Raw genomic sequence first — 21,991 nt, 5'->3', positions numbered from 1 at the left:
CGTCGGCGGTTTCCGGCGCCGCCGCGTTCGGCGCCCGAGCGCGCAAGGAATAGGGCTTCATCATGTATCGGCGGATTGTTCTGGCCTATGACAGCACCAAGGCGGGGCGCGCGGCGTTGCGAGAGGGCGCGTTGCTGGCCAAGCGATGCGGCGCCAAGGTCTTCCTGCTATCGGTCCTGGCCGAAAGCGGCGGCTTGGCTCTCGCCGAGGGCGCGCATGTCGGCGCGGCCCACGGCCACTTGGAAGCCTATCGCGCCGTCCTCGACGAAGGGCTTCGAAAGCTGGAGATGCTGGGCTTGGATTCAACCGGCGCGCTGGTTCGCGGCGAGCCGGCCCAGCAGATCGGAGACTACGCCAGAAAGGTCCGCGCCGATTTGGTCGTGGTCGGTCACCGCAAGCGTAGCTTGCTTGAGCGTTGGTGGAGCGGCGCCAACGGGGCCTACATCGTCGATAATCTCGATTGCAGCCTGCTGGTGGCGCGAAGCGACATCAGCGATCAGGACTTCGAGGCCGAGTTTTCCAAAGCCGCCCAGCACGTAAACGCCTAGGTGAGCCGATAACGGAGCGGGGCCAGCGGCGGCGGCAGGTCGGATCGCCCGATGGCGTGTAGAAGCTCGCGCTCAACGGTGCGCACCAGGGCGTCGAGTGGAAGGTCGTTGTCGTCGGTTCCGAACGGATCCTCCAGCTGGTCTCCCAGCGCGTCCAGGCCAAAGAAGGTGTAGCTGGCGATCAGCACCAGCAGCGGCGTCCACCAGCCTAACGCCGGCGCCAGGGCGAACGGCAGCAGCAGGCAAAACAGCAAGGCCGTCCGATGCAGCAGCAGCGAATATGCGAAGGGCAGGGGCGTTGTCTTGATCCGCTCGCAGCCGGCCTGGACCTGGCTAAGGTCCGATAGCTGACTTTCCAAAACCGCATAGTGGATGTCGGAGAGCGCCTTTTGCGCCGCTAATCGCGCGCATTGCGCGCCGACCTCGGCCAGCACCGCATCACTAGGATTGGGCGGTTCAGGCTCGTCGTCGGCGGCGATCCAGGGCCTGATCGCGGCGGATTCGTCCTGATCCCGTAGCCTGGCCGCAAGGCCATGGGCGAAGCCGCAGAGACCCAGCAGCAGGGGCTCTCGGACCTCGGCGTCGAGGACGGCGGTCTGGCGCGCGAAGGACCGGGCGGCGATGATCAATCGCCCCCAGAGCTTGCGCGCTTCCCACCAGCGATCATAGCAAGCGTTGTTGCGGAAGCTCATGAAGATCGACAACGCCAGGCCGATCAAGGTGAAGGGCATGGCGCCAAGGTGACCCATGGGCTCGGGCAAGGTGCGGTGGAGTAAGACCGCGCCGACTGAGATCGCCGCCAATATCAGCAGGCGGCCGGCGATCTTGGGAACGATGGAGCCGTGCATCGCCGTCAGGACCTCGCCCAGTCCTGGTCTGTCTCTGACGATCATCGACGCTCACCCTCTCAATCGATCGTGCCTTACGCGAGCAATGAGGCGCGGGCTGGGCGTCAGCCTCGGGACGGACGCCCAGCGCTTGTGAGAGCCTTCGCGTGCGCGGATGCTTGAATAGGGCGTCGGTTTTCCCTGATCTCGATATCGCGGTGCGCTGTGCGCGCGAAGCTATTTAAGCGCCCCAGTTTTTCGAAATAGTTGACCGTAGCGTCGTGATCGTTTCGAAAAATGGCGAAAATTAGTGGGCTCTTTATCGGAAATCGCCAGGCGAGGTGATTGACGGAGGCGCCGGCTTGGCACTACCCGTGAGACGCGCCGGCGCCAAGGATCGGACGCATAGAGGTCACAGATTGGGGAGTGTGATGTCAGAAGCTAAATCCAGCCTCGACACCGAGGGTTACACCGTCAGAGACGCCTATTTCGGCCGGCCATACATCGATCGCGATGAGCTTCGCCAGCAGCCCTATCCCCACCGCAACGTCCACGGCGGGTTCGAAAACACCGACACGCGCTTCACCTTCTATTTTCCGGACGCGGGCGAGTGGGGCGGGCGCATGTACCACCCGCTCGAGGGCGCGCACGCGGGCCATGAAGAAGCGTTCGCCGGCGCCATGGGCGCCATTCTTGGCGGACTGGAGATGATGACCAAGCTGGGCGGCTACATGGTCGAATCCAATTCGGGCCATATCGGCGACGACGTGGATCCAAGGGCCGGCGTCGATCCGGGTCTCTATGGCTATCGCGCCAGCGTCGAGAGCGCCCGCTTCTCCAAGCATATCGCCAAGCAGGTCTACGGTCGGGAGCCGGATTTCAGCTATGTCTGGGGCGGCAGCGGCGGCGGCCGCCGCTCGCCCTTGTGCCTCGAATACTGCGACGGCGTCTATGACGGCGCCCTCCCGTTCATGGGCGGCGGCAACATCGAGCCGCACGGCACCAATTCGCGCGTGCGGAGCGAGCAGCCCTTATCGTTTGGCGCGATGTTCAACGTTCAGCGCCTGCTGCGCGGCGGCAAGCTCGAACGCGTCATCGACGCCATGCAACCCGGCGGCGGCGGCGATCCCTTCCTGGGGCTGAACACCCACGAACGCGAGGAGTTGGCCAACCTTTATCGGCTGGGATATCCCCGCGGCGACGAGTTCATGATCGCCAAGCCCATGGGCCAGATCTGGCTGTGGTCGTCTATCGCCGACATGTTGCTGGAAGAGGACGCCGATTACTTCAAGGCCTTCTGGACCCAGCCAGGCTATGTCGGTTTCGATCAGCCAGAAGCCGTGCGCGACGATCTGATCGACCAGGTCCTGCCCGTCACCCGCGTCATCACCGCTCAGGACCTGCTGAGCGGCGAGGATTTCGCGGGTCCCGAATTCGCCGACGCCAAGCCGATGGCGATGTTCATGGCCTCCTCGACGGGGCAGTTCGACATGCCCATCGGCGTCGAGGTCAAGGGCTTGGGCGAGGGCTACCGCAGCGGGACCGGCGTTCGTGTCGTTTCCGGCGCCGCGCAAGGACGTCAGCTCTACTGCACCAAGTCGATCGGCGACATGCTGTTCTGTGATGGCCGCGCCGAAGCCAATCTGAAGCGGTTCCGCGGCGTCCAGGTCGGCGACGAGGTGCATGTCGACAACCACGCCTTCCTGGCCTTCTGCTACGCTTACCGGCACCACATTTCCGATGATCCGCTGAACGACTTCCTCCGGGTCGATGGCCAGCCGATCTATCCCCAGCACGGCCTGCCGATGCAGTCGCCGCTTATGGGCGTGCCATATTCGGGGCAGTACGAGGGCAAGCTCCTGTGGATCCACCACACCCACGACGCCTCGCTCTGGCCGCCTCAGGGCGTGATCTACAAACGCGCCGTGGAGCAGGCCCAAGGTGCGGAAAAGGCTCGTGAACGGTTCCGGCTGCAGTGGACCCAGAACGCTGAGCATGTCCCGCCGATGCTCCTGCCTTCCGACCCCAAACGCGCCACCGCCACTTGGCTGATCGACTACATGCCCAGCATCGAACAAGGGCTGGTCGATCTCGCTGCCTGGGTGGAGAAGGGCGTGGCTCCTCCCGAGACGCAGTATAGCTTCGTCGACGGCAAGATCAGCCTGCCGCCGACCGCCAAGGCGCGCGGGGGCACTCAGCCCGTGGTGTCGGTGACCGCCGACGGCGCCTTGCGCCGCCAGATCTCGCCCGGCGGACAGGTCGAGCTGACGGTGAGGGCCGAGGCGCCGCCCGGCGCGGGAACCTTCACGCGGGTCGATTGGGACCTGGATGGGTCGGGGAGCTTCGCCGTCAATCAGCCGATCGCGCCGGGTCAGACCGAACTGACCCTGTCGTTCGCCCATGCCTATGACCGGCCGGGTACGTATTTCGCCACGGCCCGGGTGAAGTTGAACCGCGAGGGTGACCCGACAGCTCGCCGGCAAATCGAAAACGTGGCGTCGGCCCGCATCGTCGTGAGCTAGTCCGCCGCGTCCAGTAACCCGGCCGCAGGCCGGGTTACTGGATCGAAATATTCAGAACGAGATTCTAGATACAGAACTCTTGACTGGACACCGTTCTCCAAAGGCCTCTAATGGCCAAGGGCGTGCGATCCCGAAATGGGAATTGAGGTCACGGTTTAGGCCAGCCGTCGCGACGCCCCGCCAAGAATGAGCAAGCCGAACACAGTCGGCGAAACCTTAGGGAGCAAGCGGTGAAAGACAGACTGAAACTTCAGCTGGCGATCTGCGCCATGATCGCCGGCGCGGCGACGCTGTACGGGTCGCCATCCTCTGCGGCCGCCGCGGCGACGTGCGACGTGAAGGCCATCCAAGCCATCTCGCCGGCGGACACCACCATTGTTTCGGCCGTGCCGACCGCCGCGCCGACGCCGCACTGCAAGATCGACGGCTATGTGACCACGACCCATGCCGGCGGCGCGACCAACAAGGCCAATTTCCGGCTCCAGTTGCCCGACGAGGGCTGGACCAAGCGCTACTATTTCATCGGCATGGGCGGTTCGGCCGGCTATGTGCCGACCGATTCCCAAATCCCCGGCGGCAATCCCCTGGTCAAGGGTTTCGCCGTCGCCGGCACCGATACCGGCCACCAGGGCAACATGCTGGATTGGGGCTTCCTCAGCGACCCGGTGCTGGCTGAGGACCACATCCATCTGGCCGCCCACGCCACGGCCGTGGCCACCCAGCAAATCACCCGCGCCTATTACGGCGCGCCGACCTTCTATCGCTACTTCTCGGGCTGTTCGGGCGGCGGGCGCATGGCGACCGAATCCATCCAGCGATATCCGGGTGATTTCGACGGGGTCCTGCTGGGCGCGCCCGGCGGGCGCAGTTCGGCGACCATGCTGGCGTTCATCAACGCCGCCCAGCAAGCCCAGCGTGAACCGGGCGCCTGGCTGTCGCCGGCCAAGCTGGCCATGGTCGATCGCAAGGTCACGGCCGATTGCGATGAACTCGACGGCGCCAAGGACGGCGTCATCTGGGACCACACCGCCTGCCGCTTCGACTTCACCAAGATCAAGTGCGCGTCGGCCGATGGCCCCGAATGCCTGACCGCCGCCGAACTGAAGACCCTGCAGGCGATCGTGGCCGGTCCGCGCGGACCCAAGGGCGCGATCAAGGTCGGCTTCCCCGTTTCCAACATCGGCATTTGGGCCGGGTTCCTGGGCATGGTGCCGCCGCCTTGGTCGGACGCGCCGACCAACGAGAACATCGCCAAGTCCTCGGCTGGCTACGTCATCGGCAGCTCGCTGGCCAAGGTCTATTTCGGCAAGGACTTCGACGCGTTGAAGGACTTCGACTTCAACAACCAGGATCAGATCGACGCCTGGTGGAAGGCGGCCCAAAGGGTCGGCTATGGCTACCCCTATAGCGCCGATCTGCGCGGCCTGCAGAAGAGCGGGGGCAAGGTGCTGATGTGGAACGGTGTCAGCGATCCTTGCTGCATCGACACCGAAATGCAGCAGTACTACGCCGACGCCGCGGCCAAGGTCGGCGGCATGGCGGCCCTGCGTGAGTTCGCCAGCTTCTACCGTGTTCCTGGCATGGGCCATTGCGGCGGCGGCACCGGCCCGCAAGACGCCCCCGACGTGCTGCTCGACCAGCTGATCAACTGGGTGGAAAAAAGCCAAAAGCCCGGCCCGGCCGTCGCCCACCGCGGCGCCGATCGCGTGCAGCTGACCTTCGCCGATCCCAAGACCAAGCAGGTCTCCGGTGTTCTGGTGCCGCCGCCGACCGGCGACGCCCGCGACTTCCTGCTCTGCCCCTATCCGCTGGTCGCGAGTTTCGACCGCTCGAAGGCCAGCGTCCCGGGCGCGGTTGGCGAGGCCCACAACTGGTCCTGCAAGGCGCCGGTCAAGGTGGCGTCCCGCTAGATCGATCGCCGGCCCCGGCGCTCAAGCCGGGGCCGGTCCGCATCGCGCCGTGCAAGGCGGTCCCGCCACGCCGACCCCACGGTCCGGCGCGCCAGCCGACATCGCCTCACAGAACGCCTTCAGAGGCGGTCCGGACGATCGTCAACGCGCCTCCGAGCCGTCCGCCTTCCAGGCCGCCGTCAGGAACAGGCGCCGTCGGGTGGCCAGATCGCCCGCCGTAAAGGCGTCAAGGACGGCGCCGGGCTGGGTTGCGGCCTGACTTTGCTGGACCCCGAACGGCAAGAGAATCTCGACGAACAGCTCGACCATCGGGTTGGCGCACTGCGTCGCGGCGAACGTGCAAAAATCACCAAAGGCGATCGTCTCGCGGGCCTGGGGCTGTTTGCGCCCGCCAGCCAGCCTTGCCGCGCGAGCCTGGTTCAGGCCTTCCAGGATCAATTGGGTCAGAAAGGCGTGGATGTCGGCGGGAGCCGGCGCGCTGCGTGCAAGGAAGGCTGCGGCCTGGGCGATGGTCCGCGCGCGGTTGGGGGTGGCGACATAGAGCCCGCCCTTGCGGCCCCGGATGAACTCCACCGCCGAGTGCTCCTCGAGCATTCGCACGGCCTGGCGCAGGATGGTCGTGCTGGCGCCATATCGCGCCATCAATTCGGCGCCGCTGCCGATACGCTCTCCGGCTCGCCAGCCCTTGGAGCGGATCTCGCGCAGAATTTCGCGGGTCAGGCGTTCGGCTTGGTTGCCCGCGCGGTTGAACTCGGGCCGACCCGGATCGACGGTCTTCAGCGGCGAGCCCGGGTCGTGGTCGGTCTCGTTCCAGGTCGGCCACCTGGCGTGGAACATCGCCAGCATCCGGCGGCGACAGTCGAACAGCGTGGGCGTATCGCCGGCGATCAGCGCTTCAGCGGCTTCGCGCGTGATGCGCCAGGCTTCTCCGCGCTCGCTCTCAACGCTGACATTGATGCTGTAAGGCATGATGTCGCTGGCGAACTCGCTGGCCGTCCGATTGGCGAGCAGCACCGCCGGTTCGCGCGAGGCGGTCCGGATGGCCTGATGCAGTAGGCGGTGGCCCCCCACCGCCTGAAATTGGGCCTCGGCCATCCGATCGAGGCGATGGATCAGGCCCCGGATCCGCTCGCAGGCTTCTGGGCCTAGACGGGGCGCTCCATGGAGAAAAAGGTGGGTCTCGAGCGCGTAGGGCAGGACGCCCAATTGCTGGATGTCGCGGGTCAGGCTCTCGACCAAGATCGACAGCGAGCGCCCGACGAAGTCCGGATTCGGCTCGGCCACCACCAACCCACCGCCGGGGCCGCGCCGCATGTAGGCCACGCCCCGTTCCTCCAGGATGCGTACGGCCTGGCGGAAGACGGCGCGTCCTGCGCCATGCGAGGCGCGCAGGTCCTGTTGCGATGCGATCACCGTTCCGGGGGGCGAGCGGGCGCTCAGCACCTCGCGCGCGATTCTTTCCGCCAGCCGAGCGCCCGCCGAATCCGGCCCGAAATCCGCCGGTGGCGACACGGCGTCAAACGGTTCTGTCGTCAACTGCGGAGACCCCGGCCCAATCTGCCCTTCTTCCTAGTAGACAGATTGGCGTCGGATGAAAACAGGCGCCTATTTTAGCCTACTGGCCCCGCCTTCCAGATTGGCTAAGGGCGGGGCGCCTCAGCAGCGGATCGAGGGCCAAGACGCCCGTCAGCGGTCCGCCAACGCCAGCATCTCCGCGAGGGTCTGGGTCAAAAAAGTGCGCCGCCCCGGGAGGCGGCGCTCATCGCGTCGTGACGTGGCGCGCCGGCGTTGGACCGGCGCGACACAGGGATCAATGGAACGCGTAGCGAAGCTCGAAGACCACCTGGCGCGGCGCCCCGTAGAGGAAGGTCCCGACGCCGAACTGCGTTGAGAGCTGATTGTTGCTGCCCACCACGTAGTCCTTGTCGAAGGCGTTGCGGACATAGAAGGCCGCGCTGACCGGGCTTTGGCGGATATCGCGCCAGTCGACCCGCAGATCGACCCGCGTGTAGCCGGGCACATTGGCGCCCATCGCCGAGAGGGCCACGGCGGGATTGCCGTTGGGCTTGTTGGCCGGATCCAGCGCCATGCCGCTTTGGTAGTAGATGCTGGCCAGGGCGCTCAGCGAGCCCCAGTCGCCGGCCAGGTCGTAGGTGAAGCGCGGCGTCAGGGTCAGCTGGTGCTTGGGCGTGTTGGGGAACCGGCTGGAGGTCAGATCGCCCTGCACCGGATCTTCGTATTTGTCGTAGCTGGCGTCCATGTAGGTGTAGATCAGCGAGACGTCGAAATGGGCCGCCAGCTGGGCCGCCACATCGACGTCGAGCCCCTTGATGCTCCCGGACGCGGCGTTGCGCGTGACGGTCGAGGCGGGGGTCGTGGGCAGGTTAATGAAGCGCTGGATGTTGGTGTAGTCGTCGTAGAAGGCGTCGACGGCGTAGCGGAAATGCATGTCGCCCAGGGTGGTTTGACCCTTCACGCCGACTTCGTGGTCGGTGACGAACTCAGGCTGGAAATACTTGTCCGCCGCCGAGAGCGCCGTGCCGTTGAAGCCGCCGGATTTGTAGCCGCGCCGCACCGTCGCATAGGCGCTGAGGTTGGGCGTGAAGGTGTAGTTGGCTGCGACGTTCCAGGTCGTGGCCTTGAAGACGCCCGACGAGGACGGGCCCGTCGCGGTGGGGCCGGTGGGCACGGGTTGTCCAGGCAGGACCAGGAAGGTCTGGGAGAACGAGCGCCGATAGTCTTCCGTCCGGCGGATCCCGCCTGTCAGGGTCAGCTTCTGGGTCGCCTTCCAGTCCACCTGGCCGAAGACGGCCTCGGACGAGTTGGAGCTGTTGCCATAGGCGATGGCCTGGATGGCGACGCCATTGGGGAAGGCCAGCGCCAAGGGCGGCGCCAGGGCGCCCAGCACGGGCGCGGAGAAGAACTGCTTGGTGTCGAAGCCGACATTGACCGGCGATTTTGTGTTCTCCCGGTAGTAACCGACCACGGTGTTGACCGCGTTCCAGCTGGCCTGGATCTGGAACTCCTCCGTCGTGGACTCGATCTTCTTACCCGGCGGGTTGGTGACGTTCAGAAGGTCGAGCGGCGTGGAGTCCAGGTCGTAGGACTGTCCGCCGGTGTAGTGACGGTTGCTGACGATGTTCTTCAGCGTGATGTGGTCGGTCAGGCGTAGGGAGGTCGAGTTGAGGATCCCGTGACCATCGAGGACCGTATAGTCGGGCCAACTGGCGTTGATGACACGCGGCCCGCGCGCCTTTTGGGCCGCCAGGTAGCCTTGCAGCTGCGACAGGATCGGGGCGTTGTTGATATTGGGCGCCACGAAGGCGAGGCTCGAGCCCGAGCCGCTCTCCTTGACCTCGTCATCCTGATAGATGGTGAGGTTCTCGAACCCGTCGAAGGGCCGCAGAAGCACGCTGGCGCGAACGCTTCGGCGGTTCTCGTTGTCGAGCTTTCGCCCATTGTAGAGGTTCTTGGTGTATCCGTCGCGATTGAGGGTCTGACCTGCGACGCGGACCATGAGCTTGTCGCCGATGATCGGGCCGCCGACGGCGAATTCAAGATCGTGCCGGTTCAGGTCGCCGACTCGCCCGACGACGTAGCCGCTGAGGGTCTCCGTCGGACGTTGCGGCGAGAACAGCACAGCGCCGCCGGTGGTGTTTCGCCCAAACAACGTCCCCTGCGGCCCTTTGAGAACCTGCACGCTCTGAAGGTCGAAGATCGCGCTCGAGAAGTCGGGCACTTCTGCGAAATAGGCGACGACGCCCGGCGAATTCTGTCCGAACGCCTGTCCCTGCCCCCGGATGGAATAGGTGACGTTGTTGCGGTTGCCCGTGGTGTTCTGGATGGAAAGGCCTGGCGCGACGACGGTCAGGTCGTTGACGTTCTTGATGTTCTTTTCTTCCAGCTGACGCTCGCTCACCGCCACCACAGCGATCGGCACGTCCTGCAGCCGCTCTTCGCGCCGGCGAGCCGTGACCACCACCTCTTCAAGCGTGTTGGCCGCGGGCGCTGTGGACGTGGTCTGGGCCAGGGCGATGGATGGCAAGGTCAGGCAACTGCTCGCGCAGAGCCAGAAAAGGCCGACCTTGCGCGCAGCGCGCACGACTTCGCCCGCGCCGAATTTCGGCTGGTTCATGTTTTCCTCCCCGTCGGCCTGAGCACCGATCACTGATGCCGGATCGCCATTTTTAGGCGCCTGACTTGAACGCATCCTATGCACATGTTTTTGAGCTGTACAAGAATGTGCTTCTCAATAGAGAAGGAACGGGCGGCAGACTGTGTCTGCCCGTCCCGGCGCGCTGGAAGCCGATGGCGTCCGCCGAAAGAGCGCGGCTCGGCCGGGCGTTCGACGGTCCGCCGGCGCCGGCGGCCTTCCATCTTGCCGTTGGCGCAGGTCACCAGGTTGCGCTTGTTCCAGGCGTCCAGTTCGTCGCGCGGATAGAGCACGGCTCTGCCGATCTTGACGAAGGGCGGACCGATCCGCTGGGTGCGCCAATTCTCCAGCGTCCCCGTCGAGATCTGACCGCGGTAGCGCTCGGAGACCTCCTCGGTGGTCAGGAACTGTCTCATCGGCGCCTCTAGGATCAGACGGCCCTGCCGCCGCCAGATCCCGGGCTTGGCTCAGGCGCGCAGCTCGCAAGGCGTGCTGCGCCAACCGGAGGCGTCTAGGTGCGACGCGACGACCTGGGCGATGGAAGCGTTCGATGTCGCCCGCGCCAAGGTCTACACGCTCGGGTCAAAGCCCGGATGCGCCAGCGACGCCGCTCCCCTGGCGTTGCCCGACGGCTATGAGGCCCAGGCCAAAGAGGCTGTCGCCCTGCAGGTGGAGCGCGCCGGCGTTCGCCTGGCTCTGCTGCTCAACGAGGCGTTCAAGTAGAAGGGCGGTGTCGCCACCGCCTCTCGATCGCCGAGGTCAGGCGGGCTTGGCGCCCGGCGCGCCGCACTTGGCGAACTTGCCCTTGGCGTCCTTGCACATGTTCGGTTTGGCCGGAGCAGCCGCAGCCGGACACTTGATGAACTTGCCTTTGGCGTCGCGGCACGGGGCGGCGGCCAGGGCCGCGCTGGATGCGGAAAGCGCCATGACCATGGCGGCGGCGAGAGCGAGGGACTTGCGCATGTTTCCTCCTGTCAGCGCGAGAGCGCGACGTCGCGCCCGATTGGTGACGCTTTCAAGGCGACCCACGATGAGCACCTCCTGGTTTTGAGTTCTCAAAACTTGCAATTCAGGCGGGAACACTTCTAGCTCTGAAGCTCAAGCTTCAGGGGAGCATGCTGCGCGCCATCGACTGGAAAATACTGTCGATAGGCGGCTGTCACCAACGCGCACGGGGGATACGCGATCCTGTCGCGGCAGGATCCCGGGCGCGGCGCGTGCCGCCTCGAAGGTGAACATCAGGGTGCGGCCAGGCGGCGCCGCCACTGGCGCACGCGCTGCAGTTTGACGGTCATGCGGCGGATGATCCGCTCGGGGTTGGGGCGCGCGCTGAGGGCGCGTGAAGCGGACATGGCGACTTCGAGTTCTTGAATTGTTCTCATCCCGCGAGGCAAGAAAGTCAATCGGATTCGAAAGCGGGTTTGGCGCGGCAAGAGCGGCGGACGAGTGGGGCGATCAGCGGCTGCTTCAACGCAGCTTGGCGTCGGAACGGTCGGCGCCCAGGAGATGCCAAAGGCGTTCGGCCGGCATGATAATAAAATGAAGTTATTTTTATAATTGCTGCTAAGCGTGGATTGAGGTGAATTTCGCCGCTCTGGCTTGTGGTCAGCGTCAAAGAAGCGGGGAGGATCATCGCCATGGATCGCCAGTTGAGGCCTAAACGTCGTTGGGTGGTCCCAGGGATCGCGGCGCTTTCCCTCCTGGCGGCCGCCGGCTTGGCGCGGGCGGACGATCCGCCGCCGCCGCTCAAGGACAATGGTCTGGCGCGCACGCCGCCGATGGGCTGGAACAGCTGGAACAGGTTCGCCTGCGATGTCGACGAGACGCTGATCCGCAAGACCGCCGACGCGATGGTCAGTTCCGGCATGCGCGAGGCGGGCTATCAGTACGTGGTGATCGACGACTGCTGGCACGGCGCGCGCGACGCGCACGGCGATATCCAGCCCGACGCCAAGCGCTTCCCCAGCGGCATGAAGGCCTTGGGCGACTACATCCACGCCAAGGGCTTGAAGTTCGGCATCTATTCGGACGCGGGCCTGAAGACCTGCGGCGGCCGCCCCGGCAGCTGGGGGCATGAGTATCAGGACGCCAAGCAATATGCGGCCTGGGGCGTGGACTATCTGAAGTACGACTGGTGCATGGCCGGCGCGCAGGACGCCCGCTCGGCCTACTACATCATGTCGGCGGCCCTGCAGGCGAGCGGCCGCGATATCATGCTGTCGATCTGTGAGTGGGGGACTTCCAAGCCCTGGCTGTGGGCCGACAAGGTCGGCAATCTCTGGCGCACCACCGGCGACATCTACGACAAGTGGGAGGGTGTGCGCGACTACAGCTCCGGCGTGATGAACATCGTCGACAAGCAGGCCGAACTCTATCCCTACGCCCGTCCTGGCCACTGGAACGACCCGGACATGCTGGAGGTGGGCAACGGGGGCATGACCGCCGAGGAGTATCGCTCGCACTTCAGCCTCTGGGCGATGCTGGCCGCGCCGCTGATCGCCGGCAACGACATCGTCAGCATGGACGCCTCGACCCAGGCGATCCTCACCAACCGCGAGGTCATCGCGGTGGATCAGGATCCGCTCGGCCAACAGGGGCGACGGGTGTCCAAGGAAGGCGACCTGGAAGTCTGGATCCGGCCTTTGCAGGGCGGGGGCAGGGCCGTCGTCCTGCTCAATCGCGGCGCGGCGCCGGCCCAGATCAGCCTCGACTGGAGCCAGATGGATTACCCGGCGACGCTGCAGGCCAAGGTTCGCGATCTCTGGGCGGGCAAGGACGTCGGGATCCATACGGGCCGGTACCAGGCGACCGCGGCGTCGCATGGCGTCGTCATGTTAAGAGTCCAGCCGTGACCTCGGCGTAAAATAAGCAAAAATATTTTTCTAAATCCCTTGGCGGCCCGGTTTCGCGCGGGTAAGCCAGGGCAAGAGACCGTTGGCCATCGGCCGCGCGTCCAGCTTAGGGAGGCGAGGCGCGCCATGGTTCGGATCGGCATCGATTTTGGCGGCACGAAGATCGAGGCCGCGGCCCTGTCGGAAGACGGGCGGCTGCTGGCCAGTCTGCGAGCGCCCACGCCCAACACCTATGACGCGGCCATCGAGACCCTGCGCGACCTGATCGGCCGGACCGAGCAACAGGTCGGCGGGCGCGGGTCGATCGGCATCGGCGCGCCCGGATCGGTGTCGCCAAGGACGGGCGTGATGCGCAACGCCAACGCCGTCTATCTCAACGGCCGCCGGTTCAGGGAAGACCTGTCCGAGGCTCTGGGCCGGCCGATCCGCCTGGCCAACGACGCCAACTGCCTGGCCCTGTCCGAAGCGGTGGACGGCGCGGCGCAGGGCGCGCGGACGACCTTCGCGATCATCCTGGGCACCGGCTGCGGCGGAGGCCTGGTGGTGGACGGCAAACTGGTCGAAGGCGCCAACGGCGTCGGCGGCGAATGGGGCCATATTCCGCTGCCCTGGCCGACAGCCGATGAAGTTCCTGGGCCGGCCTGTTGGTGCGGCCAGCATGGCTGCCTGGAAACCTGGGTCTCGGGTTCGGGTCTGCGTCGCGACTTCAAGGCGCGGACCGGGCGCGACCTGACGGGCGAGGCGATCCTGGCCGCGGCGGGGCAGGGCGACGCCGAGGCCTCCGCAGCCTTCGACCGACTGGTCGAGCGCCTTGGCCGGGCCATGGCGGTGATCTGCAATATTCTCGATCCTGACGTCTTCGTGCTCGGCGGCGGTCTGTCCAATATCGACATGCTCTACGAGCGCCTCCCGGGACTGATCGAACCACGGGTCTTTTCGGACCAATGGTCGGCGCGGATCGTCAAGGCCCAATGGGGGGACTCGTCGGGCGTGCGCGGCGCGGCCCGTCTGTGGGATCTGGGCGCGTGGGCCGATGAAGTCGCAGCCTGATCCCCAGGCCCGCGCGCGGGCCGGCTATGTCCGCCTGCTCGACTGGCTGACCGAGGCCGCCGTCCCGCTGTGGGGCAAGGCCGGGATCGACGCCTGCGGCGCCTTTCACGAAATCCTCGACGCGGACGGCGTCGCGGTCAACGCGCCGCGCCGCGCCAGGGTCCAGCCCCGGCAGCTCTACGCACTGCAGACCGCGCGCCGGCTCGGCGCTGAGGTCGACGAGTCGGTGCTGCGCCGAGGCCTCCAGGCCTTCACGACCCGCTATATCCGCTCCGACGGACTGATCCGGACCCTCGTCGCGGCGGACGGCCAGGTGCTGGATGAAGCGGCGGTTCTCTACGATCAGGCTTTCGCGCTTTTGGCCCTGGCGAGCCTGAAGCCGCTGCTGGGTGAAGACGCCCAGCAAGCCGCGATGGTTCTGCTGCGGGCGGTCATCGTCCAGTTCGGGCGCCCCGGCGGGTTCGAGACGACGCTGCCGCCATCGCTGCCGCTGGCCTCCAACCCCCACATGCACCTGCTCGAAGCTTGCTTGGCCTGGATGGCTGTGAGCGAGGATCCGGCGTGGTCCAGCACGGCGCGTCAGATCGTCGGCTTGGCGCTGGAGCACTTCATCGCGCCGGTCAACAGCGCCTTGCGGGAGTTCTTCGACGAGACCTGGCGGCCCGCGCCGGGGGAGGCCGGGCGCATCGTCGAGCCCGGGCACCAGTTCGAGTGGGCCTGGCTGCTGCTGAGCTGGAGCCGCCTGGCCAAGACCGATCCGCTGATGCTCGCCGCCCGGGTCGCGGCCATGCGCCTGATCGCCAACGCCGAGGATTTCGGGGTTGACCCGGTCCGTAACGTCGCGATGAATGGCCTGCTGGACGATTTCTCGATCCATGACGCGCAGGCCAGGCTCTGGCCGCAGACCGAGCGGATCAAAGCCTGGGCCCTGGCGAGCGCCCAAGCCGACGGACCGTGGTGGGATATCGTCGCCGACGCCGTCGAGGGCTTGGAGCTCTATCTGCGCACGCCGGTGCGGGGCCTTTGGTTCGACACCATGACCGCCGACGGCGCGCTGGCCAACGGCCCGGCGCCGGCCAGTTCCTTCTATCACATCGTCTGTGCGATCGAGGTGCTGGGCGCGGCCTTGGGAGACGTCCGTTGCGCCGCATGACCGAGACCATTCTGGCCGTCGCGGCCGTGCTGGTTGCGCCCCTGGCGGCGCATGCCCAGGCCGCGCCGCACATCGTCACCGCCGAAGGTCCGCTGGTCGGCGTGACGGGCGAGGGCGGAACCAGCCTGTTCCTCGGCGTGCCGTTCGCCCGACCGCCGGTCGGCGACCTGCGTTGGCGTCCGCCCCAGCCCCTGCGCTGGACGGGCGAACGCGCCGCCAGCGCCCCCGGACCAGCCTGTCTGCAGGCCCCCTTGGGCTGGAACGACAAGGACGCGGCGCGCTCCAGCGAGGACTGTCTCTATCTCGACGTCTCCACGCCGGCCCTCGATCCTACGGCGCGGCGTCCTGTCATGGTCTGGATCCATGGCGGCGCCAATTGGGCTGGATCGGGCGACGGCGTGGTTCGCTCCCGCCTGGCGCGCCAGGGCGTGGTGGTGGTCAGCGTACAGTATCGCCTAGGCGTCTTCGGCTTTCTGTCGCACCCGGCGCTAAGCGCCGAAGGCGGCGGCGCGTCGGGCAATTATGCGCTGATGGACCTGATCGCGGCTCTGCACTGGGTTCGGACCAACATCGCCGCGTTCGGCGGCGATCCGGACAACGTCACCCTGTTTGGCCATTCGGCCGGAGCGCAGGACGTGGGTCTGCTGATGTTGGCGCCGCAGGCGCAAGGCCTGTTCGCGCGGGGAATCCTGGAGAGCGGCACGCCGGGCTTTGGCTTCGCCCCGCGCACCCTGGCGCAGAACGAGGCCATCGGCGTGGATCTGGCGCGCCGGGCGGGCGTGACCGGAGCGGTTTCCGGCGCCTTGGGCCTGGCGGCCTTGCGCCGGACCTCCGGCGCGGACCTGCTGCGGGCGGCCAAGGGTCTGACCGCGCCGATCGACGACCAGAGCTTCATCTGGACCCAGGCCGTGGTCGACGGAAGGGTGTTGCCTCGCGCGCCGGAGGTCCTGTTGGCCGAGGGCGGGGCCGCGGCGATGATCGTCGGCGACAGCACGCGGGAGATCGCGCTGTTTGGCGCCGACGCCGAGCGTGCGCGCGCCTGGATCAGAACCCGGCCGGACGCCGACGCCTTGCTGAAGGTCTACGGTCTGGATCAGGCCACGCCGCCGGCGCCCGATCCGGTCGCCGGCGATATCGCCCTGCGGGTCGCCACCGATCGCATGTTCCGCTGCCCCGGAAACTTCGTGGCCGCACAGCGAACCGCCTTGGGCGCGCAGGTCTGGCGCTATGAACTGGAAGTTCCCGCGCCGGGCGCGGCGGACGTCAGCCATGGTTCCGAGCTGCGCTACGTGCTCGACGGCGCGGAGGGACCGCCCCTGCAGGCCTACTGGCTGAACTTCGCGCGCACCGGCGATCCCAGCACCCCGGGCCTGCCGTCGTGGCCGGCCTATGGCGCCTCCGGGCGCTACCTGGCCTTCACGACCAACGGACCGGTCGTCCGGCAAGGCTTGGCCAGCGCTGCTTGCGAGCACATCCAAAGACCGTGACGCTCACGGCAAACAACAAAGCGGCGACAAAGCCGCGCGGAGGAAAGAGACCATGACGACCCTGCGCCAACGCCTTTTTAAGACCGCCCTGCTGGCCGCAACCGCCCTGACCCTGGCCGCGCCCGTCGCCGCGGCGGCGCAAGCTGCCTGGGGACCCTACAACGCCGATTTCCCGGCGGGCGGCGGCGGCCTATCGCGGCCGCTGGCCGGAAAGACCGAGGGGGATATCCTCCCGGCGGGCGGGCCCTGGTCGATCCATGGTTGGGTGAAGGCCTCCGAGGTGGTTTCGGCGCCCACCCTCGTGGCCGGCCTGGGCGATCCGGCGGCCGGCGGTCGGTTTCTGATGATCGACGGCGGCGCGTTCGGTGTCTGGACCGGCGGTCGGCCGCTGAGCGTCAAGACCGGAATCAAACCTGGCGACTGGCGTTTCGTCGCCGCCGTTTCGGATGGCGCCAAGGTCACGCTCTATGTCGACGGCGCGTCGGCCGGCGAGGCGCCCGTCGCGGCTGCGGCGACACCGGCCATCATCGCCCTGGCGCCGCGCAAGGTCGCGGGGTTTTCGCCCTTCGCCGGCCGGATCGCCGATTTCGCGGCCGAGGGGCGGGCGCTTTCCGCGTCTGAGATCAAGACGGCGGCGGCGCGCAAACCCGATCCGTTGACCGTCTATGAGTCCGGCAGCCCAAACTGGCCGGTGCAGGTGCGCCAGATGTACGGTCAGGTGACGCCCCAAGAGGCCTGGACGCGTCCCAAGGGCAAGGGCGCGATCTCCGCGCCGGTCGCCAAGCCGGCTTATGCCGGGCCGGCCCTTGTCGCCGACGGCCCCGACGCCTGGACGCTCAAGCGCTGGAGCTTGGTCGAGGCGCCCAAGGTCGCCCAGGACGGCGCGGTGGTCTCCACGCCGACCTACGACGCAAGGGCTTGGTACGCGGCCACCGTTCCGGGCACGGTGCTGACGACCCTGGTGGATCGCGGCGTCTATCCGGATCCGGACTATGGTCTGAACAACACCGCGATCCCCGAGAGCCTGAACAAGCAGGCCTACTGGTATCGCAGCAGCTTCGAGACGCCGGCGAGCGCGGCGGGCAAGCGCCTGCTGCTGACGTTCAAGGGCGTCAACTACGCCGCCGAAATCTGGCTGAATGGCGAGAAGCTGGGCGAGCTGAAGGGCGCTTTCATTCGCGGCCAATTCGATGTGACCGGCAAGCTGAAGCCCGGCCAGAACGCCCTGGCCGTCAAGGTCTCCCCGCCGCCGCATCCGGGCCTGGCCCACGAGGAGTCGCTGACGGCCGGGGTCGGCGAGAACGGCGGCATGATGGCCCTGGACGGCCCGACGTTCATCGCCAGCGAAGGCTGGGACTGGATCCCCAGCGTGCGCGATCGCAACACGGGCCTGTGGCAAGACGTGGTGCTGACTGCCAGCGGCGAGGCGCGACTGGGCGACGCCCATGTCGTCACCACGCTTCCGAAGGCCGACAATAGTCAGGCCGATATCGAGATCACCGCCCCGGTCGAGAATCTGACCGGTCATCCAGTGCAAGCCACGGTCACGGCGGCCTTCGACGGCTTCAACGTCTCCAAGACCGTCACCCTGGCGCCGGGCGCCGGATCGGTGGTCTTGAGCCCGGCCGAGTTCCCGCAGCTGTCGGTGGCCCATCCCAAGCTGTGGTGGCCCAATGGCTACGGCGATCCGGCCCTGCACGACCTGAAGCTGTCGGTGGCCGTCGATGGCCAGGCCTCGGACCAGAAGACGATCCGGTTCGGCATTCGCCAGATCACCTACGATCTGTCGCTGATGAGCCCGTCGGGCCATCTGCGCCGCGTGGAGGTCGACTTCTCCAAGGCCCGCCAGTTGGGGCAAGACATCACCGACGGCAGTCACGAGGGGATCCGCAAGGTCGCTGACGGCTGGGCGACCTCGCTGACGGCCCAGGGCGACGCCTCGCCAGCGGTCCGCGACGCGGACGACGCCAGCCTGACGCCCTATCTGGTGATCAAGGTCAACGGCGTGAAGATCGCCGCGCGGGGCGGCAACTGGGGCACCGACGACTGGCGCAAGCGCGTCGACCGGGCCCGTCTGGAGCCCTATTTCAGGCTGCACAAGGACGCCCACCTCAACATCATCCGCAACTGGGTGGGCCAGAACACCGAAGACGCGTTCTTCGACCTGGCCGACGAGTACGGCCTCTTGGTGCTGAACGACTTTTGGGACTCGACCCAGGACTACAATCTCGAAGCCCAGGACGTCCCGCTGTTCCTGGCCAACGCGGCCGACGTGATCAGCCGCTACCGCAACCACCCTTCGATCGTTCTGTGGTTCGGCCGCAACGAAGGCGTGCCGCAGCCGATCCTCAATGAAGGCCTGGAAAAGCTGGTCCACGATCTGGACGGCACGCGCTGGTACACCGGCAGCTCCAACCGGGTGAACCTCCAAAACAGCGGACCTTACAGCTACAAGGAGCCGCAGACCTACTTCACCGACCACGCCAAGGGCTTCTCGGTCGAGGTCGGCACGCCGTCGTTCCCCACGCTTGAGGCCTTCGAGGCCGCCGTGCCCGCGCCCGACCGCTGGCCGATCAGCGACAGCTGGGCCTATCATGATTGGCATCCGACCGGGAACGGGGCGACCAAGTCGTTCCTGGACGCCCTGACCGCCAAGCTGGGCGCGCCAACCAGCGTCGAGGACTTCGAGCGCAAGGCCCAACTACTGAACTACGAGACGCACCGGGCGATCTTCGAGGGCATGAACCAGGAGCTGTGGACCAAGTCGTCGGGACGCCTGCTGTGGATGACCCAGCCGGCCTGGCCCTCGACCATGTGGCAGATCCTCAGCCACGACTATGACACCCATGCCGCGTTCTACGGAACCCAGAAGGGGGCGGAGATCATTCACGTCCAGATGAGTCAGCCGGACCATCGCCTGGCCCTGGTCAACAATGGCCTGACGCCGATCATCGGCGCCAGCCTGCGGGCCCGGGTTCTGGGCCTGGACGGCAAGCTGCTGGCCGATCGGACCTCGCGGATCGACGCGGGCGCCAACAGCACCGCCTTGGGTGAGACGCTGGACCTGTCGGGACCGCTCGCCCAGGGCGCGGTGGTGGTGCGGCTGGACCTGACCGCCGCCGACGGCGCGCCGCTGTCCAGCAACCTCTATTGGACCGCCAAGGACGCCGAGGGCGAGCGCAAGCTGTCGGCCATGGCCGCCCAGCCGGTGTCGCTGGCCGCTGCGGCTGGCAAGTCGGGCGCGGAGACCCTGGTCACCGTGACCTTGGCCAACACCGGTTCGGCCCCGGCCCTGAATGGCAAGCTGACCCTGGTGGACGCCAAGGGCGCCAGGATTCTGCCGGCCTACTACGCCGACAACTATGTCTCGCTGCTGCCAGGTGAGCGCCGGACGGTGGAGATCCGTTATTCGGGCGAGGCGATGGCCGGCGCGAAGGTCGAGTTGCGAGGCTGGAACGTGATCCCGGTCGCGGCGAAGGTGCGATGAGGGCCGATCGTCGAGGGCTGCTGGCGGCGGCGCTGACGGCGTCGGGACTGGTGGCGTCGGGGCTGGCGCTGGGCGGACGGGCGTTCGCCCAGGCCTCTTCTCTAGTCCCAGCGCCGGCTCCAACGGCGGCCGACGCCGCCGCGGAGCTGCGGCTGCACACCGACTGGCCGTGGCTGGCGCGCTATCGCCAGGCCAACCTCGCCGATGCGGCCCTTCCGCCGGAGCGCCGGCGGGTGGTGTTCTTGGGCGACTCCATCACCCAGGGTTGGTTCGACAGGCATCCAGCCTTCTTCACCGACAACGGCTTCATCGGGCGCGGGATCGGCGGCCAGACCACGGCCCAGATGCTGGCGCGGTTCTGGCCCGACGTGATCGCCCTGAAGCCGGCGGCCGTGCACCTGCTGGCCGGAACCAACGACATCGCCGGCAACACCGGGCCCTACGATCCGGTGGCGACCTGCGACAACGTTCGGGCCATGACCGCCCTGGCCAAGGCCAATGGGGTCAAGGTGATCTTGGGGGCGGTGACGCCGGCGGCGACCTATCCCTGGCGTCCGGCTTTGCGGCCCGATGTCGAGATCCCGCGCCTCAACGCCTGGCTGGCGGGCTTCGCACGAAGCCAGGGCCACGGATTCGCCGACTACACCGCCGCGCTCGACGACGGTCACGCCGGCATGAAACCGGGCCTGTCCTATGATCAGGTCCACCCGACGATGGAGGGCTATGGGTTGATGGAGCCGGTGGCGCTGAAGGCCCTGCGCGCGGTGCGCGCCTAGGCCTGATCGGTGTTGCGCAGCGCCGAGCGCGATGGCAGGAAGCGGTTGATGATCGGCAGGATCGCTGCGCCCATGGCGGGCGCATCGGCCGCCAGGGCGGCGCGGTAGACCGGCGCCATGGTCAGGATCGAGCGACGAACGCTGAGCTTCTGGGTCACCGCCTTGGCCAGCTTGTCGATCAAGACCTCGGGCAGGCGCCCGCCGATATAGACGGCCTGTGGATTGATCAGGCAGCTGATCGAGATCAGCGGATCGTAAAGCAGATCGGCCGCTAGATCGATCCAGGCGTCGATGCGGTCTTGCGCCTCGACGGGCAGATCCGCCAGCTGTCCAGGGTCGCCGACCGCGTAGGCCTCGCCGAGAAACTCATTGAGGGCCGACAGCGAGACCGCGTCCTGCAAGGTGGCCGCGGACGTGCGTTCGGATTTGACGGGCAGAAAGCCCAGTTCGCCGCTGCGCCCCTGGGCGCCGCGGAAATACTCGCCTTCGACCACGAGCCCGCCGCCCAGGCCCGAACTTATCAGCATGTAGAAGAAGCTGGGCTTCTGCATGCCATGACCGAAATGCAGCTCACCAAACGCGGCCGCCGCAGCGTCGTTCTCGAGGATCACGGGCAGGTCGTGGCGTCGCGACAGCAGCTTGCGCAGGTCCACCCGGTTCCAGGCCTCGTAGGCGGCGGGACGGTGGGGCAGGTCGACGTTGGCGATGTCGTCGGGAATCGCCACGCCCACCCCGACGATGCGATCGGCCCGCACCCCCTTTGTCTTCAGAAGCGACTTCCATGAGTCCTCGAAGAACAACACGACATCCTCAGGGCTCGCGAAGGCGATTTCCTGGCTCACCCGGCCCCGAACCTGGCCGGCGAAGTCGAGCAGCACGATGGTGATGTGATCGCGGTCAATATTCAGGCCGATCGAGAAGCAGCCGTCGGGATTGATGGCGAAGGTCATGGCCGGCTGGCCCCGGGCGCCGTGCAGCTTGCCGGCTTCCAAAATGAGACCGTCTTCCACCAGGCGATTGGTGATGTTGGTGATCGCCGGCACGGTCAGGCCCGTGAGCGCGGCGACTTCCTGCTTGGTCTTGGCCGCGCCGATCCGGATCGACTGCAGCGCCACGCGCTGGTTGTAGTCGCCGGCCCGCTCGAGGTTGGTGCCCGACAGGCTTGCGCCCCGGTGCGCGGTCTTGGCGGGGTCCTGACTTGCCACGTGGCGCACTGCTCCAACCCG

General features: G+C 67.0%; 16 protein-coding genes. 10 read left to right on the top strand and 6 right to left on the bottom strand.

The window, feature by feature from the left end:
• Positions 1-62: 62 nt before the first annotated feature.
• On the top strand, positions 63-548 hold the full coding sequence (locus AC1RJ9_RS18275; RefSeq protein WP_099582473.1) for a universal stress protein: 486 nt from the start codon (positions 63-65) through the stop codon (positions 546-548).
• Here the strand turns inward: AC1RJ9_RS18275 and AC1RJ9_RS18270 are convergent.
• Positions 545-1,441, bottom strand: coding sequence for a bestrophin family protein (locus tag AC1RJ9_RS18270; protein ID WP_492838798.1), 897 nt, complete (start codon positions 1,439-1,441; stop codon positions 545-547). The genes AC1RJ9_RS18275 and AC1RJ9_RS18270 overlap by 4 nt on opposite strands.
• Positions 1,442-1,806: 365 nt before the next feature.
• Here AC1RJ9_RS18270 and AC1RJ9_RS18265 point away from each other — a divergent pair, with 365 nt between their 5' ends.
• Together AC1RJ9_RS18265 and AC1RJ9_RS18260 are read left to right on the top strand one after the other, a co-directional pair.
• The gene (locus tag AC1RJ9_RS18265; protein WP_492838799.1) at positions 1,807-3,897 is read left to right on the top strand and encodes a hypothetical protein; all 2,091 of its coding nucleotides are present in this window, start codon (positions 1,807-1,809) and stop codon (positions 3,895-3,897) included.
• Positions 3,898-4,127: 230 nt separating this feature from the next.
• Entirely contained in the window at positions 4,128-5,807 is a 1,680-nt protein-coding gene (locus AC1RJ9_RS18260) for a tannase/feruloyl esterase family alpha/beta hydrolase (RefSeq protein WP_143324472.1), read from the top strand.
• Positions 5,808-5,948: 141 nt separating this feature from the next.
• On the opposite strand, the gene AC1RJ9_RS18255 is transcribed toward AC1RJ9_RS18260, so the two are convergent.
• The 3 genes from AC1RJ9_RS18255 to AC1RJ9_RS18245 all read right to left on the bottom strand — a co-directional run bounded on the left by AC1RJ9_RS18255 (position 5,949) and on the right by AC1RJ9_RS18245 (position 10,376).
• Entirely contained in the window at positions 5,949-7,220 is a 1,272-nt protein-coding gene (locus tag AC1RJ9_RS18255) for a GntR family transcriptional regulator (RefSeq protein WP_492838800.1), read from the bottom strand.
• A gap of 397 nt (positions 7,221-7,617) precedes the next feature.
• A complete protein-coding gene (locus tag AC1RJ9_RS18250; protein ID WP_492838801.1) occupies positions 7,618-9,942 on the bottom strand; it encodes a TonB-dependent receptor in 2,325 nt (774 codons plus the stop codon).
• Between the two features lie 29 nt (positions 9,943-9,971).
• Complete coding sequence (locus AC1RJ9_RS18245; protein WP_099582479.1) at positions 9,972-10,376, bottom strand: helix-turn-helix transcriptional regulator; 405 nt, start codon at positions 10,374-10,376, stop codon at positions 9,972-9,974.
• Positions 10,377-10,422: 46 nt separating this feature from the next.
• Between AC1RJ9_RS18245 and AC1RJ9_RS18240 the strand changes: the two genes are divergently transcribed.
• Entirely contained in the window at positions 10,423-10,683 is a 261-nt protein-coding gene (locus AC1RJ9_RS18240; protein ID WP_231737527.1) for a S1/P1 nuclease, read from the top strand.
• Positions 10,684-10,719: 36 nt separating this feature from the next.
• Here the strand turns inward: AC1RJ9_RS18240 and AC1RJ9_RS18235 are convergent, their stop codons facing one another.
• Entirely contained in the window at positions 10,720-10,923 is a 204-nt protein-coding gene (locus AC1RJ9_RS18235; protein ID WP_062097789.1) for a hypothetical protein, read from the bottom strand.
• 674 nt (positions 10,924-11,597) lie between these two features.
• Between AC1RJ9_RS18235 and AC1RJ9_RS18230 the strand changes: the two genes are divergently transcribed.
• From AC1RJ9_RS18230 to AC1RJ9_RS18205, 6 genes are all read left to right on the top strand, one after another.
• On the top strand, positions 11,598-12,812 hold the full coding sequence (locus tag AC1RJ9_RS18230) for a glycoside hydrolase family 27 protein (protein WP_492838803.1): 1,215 nt from the start codon (positions 11,598-11,600) through the stop codon (positions 12,810-12,812).
• Between the two features lie 126 nt (positions 12,813-12,938).
• Complete coding sequence (locus AC1RJ9_RS18225) at positions 12,939-13,862, top strand: ROK family protein (RefSeq protein WP_099582482.1); 924 nt, start codon at positions 12,939-12,941, stop codon at positions 13,860-13,862.
• Positions 13,846-15,015 (top strand): AGE family epimerase/isomerase, encoded by a 1,170-nt coding sequence (locus AC1RJ9_RS18220; RefSeq protein WP_492838805.1) that lies wholly within the window; start codon positions 13,846-13,848, stop codon positions 15,013-15,015. The genes AC1RJ9_RS18225 and AC1RJ9_RS18220 overlap by 17 nt, the downstream gene beginning before the upstream one ends.
• A complete protein-coding gene (locus AC1RJ9_RS18215; RefSeq protein WP_099582602.1) occupies positions 15,012-16,502 on the top strand; it encodes a carboxylesterase/lipase family protein in 1,491 nt (496 codons plus the stop codon). The genes AC1RJ9_RS18220 and AC1RJ9_RS18215 overlap by 4 nt, the downstream gene beginning before the upstream one ends.
• 52 nt (positions 16,503-16,554) lie before the next feature.
• Entirely contained in the window at positions 16,555-19,989 is a 3,435-nt protein-coding gene (locus AC1RJ9_RS18210; RefSeq protein WP_492838807.1) for a glycosyl hydrolase 2 galactose-binding domain-containing protein, read from the top strand.
• Positions 19,986-20,765 (top strand): SGNH/GDSL hydrolase family protein, encoded by a 780-nt coding sequence (locus AC1RJ9_RS18205; RefSeq protein ID WP_492838809.1) that lies wholly within the window; start codon positions 19,986-19,988, stop codon positions 20,763-20,765. The genes AC1RJ9_RS18210 and AC1RJ9_RS18205 overlap by 4 nt, the downstream gene beginning before the upstream one ends.
• On the opposite strand, the gene AC1RJ9_RS18200 is transcribed toward AC1RJ9_RS18205, so the two are convergent.
• Entirely contained in the window at positions 20,762-21,970 is a 1,209-nt protein-coding gene (locus AC1RJ9_RS18200; RefSeq protein WP_099582603.1) for an ROK family transcriptional regulator, read from the bottom strand. The genes AC1RJ9_RS18205 and AC1RJ9_RS18200 overlap by 4 nt on opposite strands.
• Positions 21,971-21,991: the final 21 nt, after the last annotated feature.

The sequence above is a fragment of the Caulobacter sp. GW822-FHT07D08 genome (genome assembly GCF_058798735.1).
Note: the sequence above shows the minus strand (reverse complement) of the source record. Positions and strands in the feature narration are given on the sequence as shown.

Bases quoted from the DNA above. Each gene is read 5' to 3' on its own strand.
- AC1RJ9_RS18275 (WP_099582473.1), top strand. From the start codon at position 63: ATGTATCGGCGGATTGTTCTGGCCTATGACAGCACCAAGGCGGGGCGC.
- AC1RJ9_RS18270 (WP_492838798.1), bottom strand. From the start codon at position 1,441: ATGATCGTCAGAGACAGACCAGGACTGGGCGAGGTCCTGACGGCGATG.
- AC1RJ9_RS18265 (WP_492838799.1), top strand. From the start codon at position 1,807: ATGTCAGAAGCTAAATCCAGCCTCGACACCGAGGGTTACACCGTCAGA.
- AC1RJ9_RS18250 (WP_492838801.1), bottom strand. From the start codon at position 9,942: ATGAACCAGCCGAAATTCGGCGCGGGCGAAGTCGTGCGCGCTGCGCGC.
- AC1RJ9_RS18245 (WP_099582479.1), bottom strand. From the start codon at position 10,376: ATGAGACAGTTCCTGACCACCGAGGAGGTCTCCGAGCGCTACCGCGGT.
- AC1RJ9_RS18235 (WP_062097789.1), bottom strand. From the start codon at position 10,923: ATGCGCAAGTCCCTCGCTCTCGCCGCCGCCATGGTCATGGCGCTTTCC.
- AC1RJ9_RS18230 (WP_492838803.1), top strand. From the start codon at position 11,598: ATGGATCGCCAGTTGAGGCCTAAACGTCGTTGGGTGGTCCCAGGGATC.
- AC1RJ9_RS18225 (WP_099582482.1), top strand. From the start codon at position 12,939: ATGGTTCGGATCGGCATCGATTTTGGCGGCACGAAGATCGAGGCCGCG.
- AC1RJ9_RS18220 (WP_492838805.1), top strand. From the start codon at position 13,846: ATGAAGTCGCAGCCTGATCCCCAGGCCCGCGCGCGGGCCGGCTATGTC.
- AC1RJ9_RS18215 (WP_099582602.1), top strand. From the start codon at position 15,012: ATGACCGAGACCATTCTGGCCGTCGCGGCCGTGCTGGTTGCGCCCCTG.
- AC1RJ9_RS18210 (WP_492838807.1), top strand. From the start codon at position 16,555: ATGACGACCCTGCGCCAACGCCTTTTTAAGACCGCCCTGCTGGCCGCA.
- AC1RJ9_RS18205 (WP_492838809.1), top strand. From the start codon at position 19,986: ATGAGGGCCGATCGTCGAGGGCTGCTGGCGGCGGCGCTGACGGCGTCG.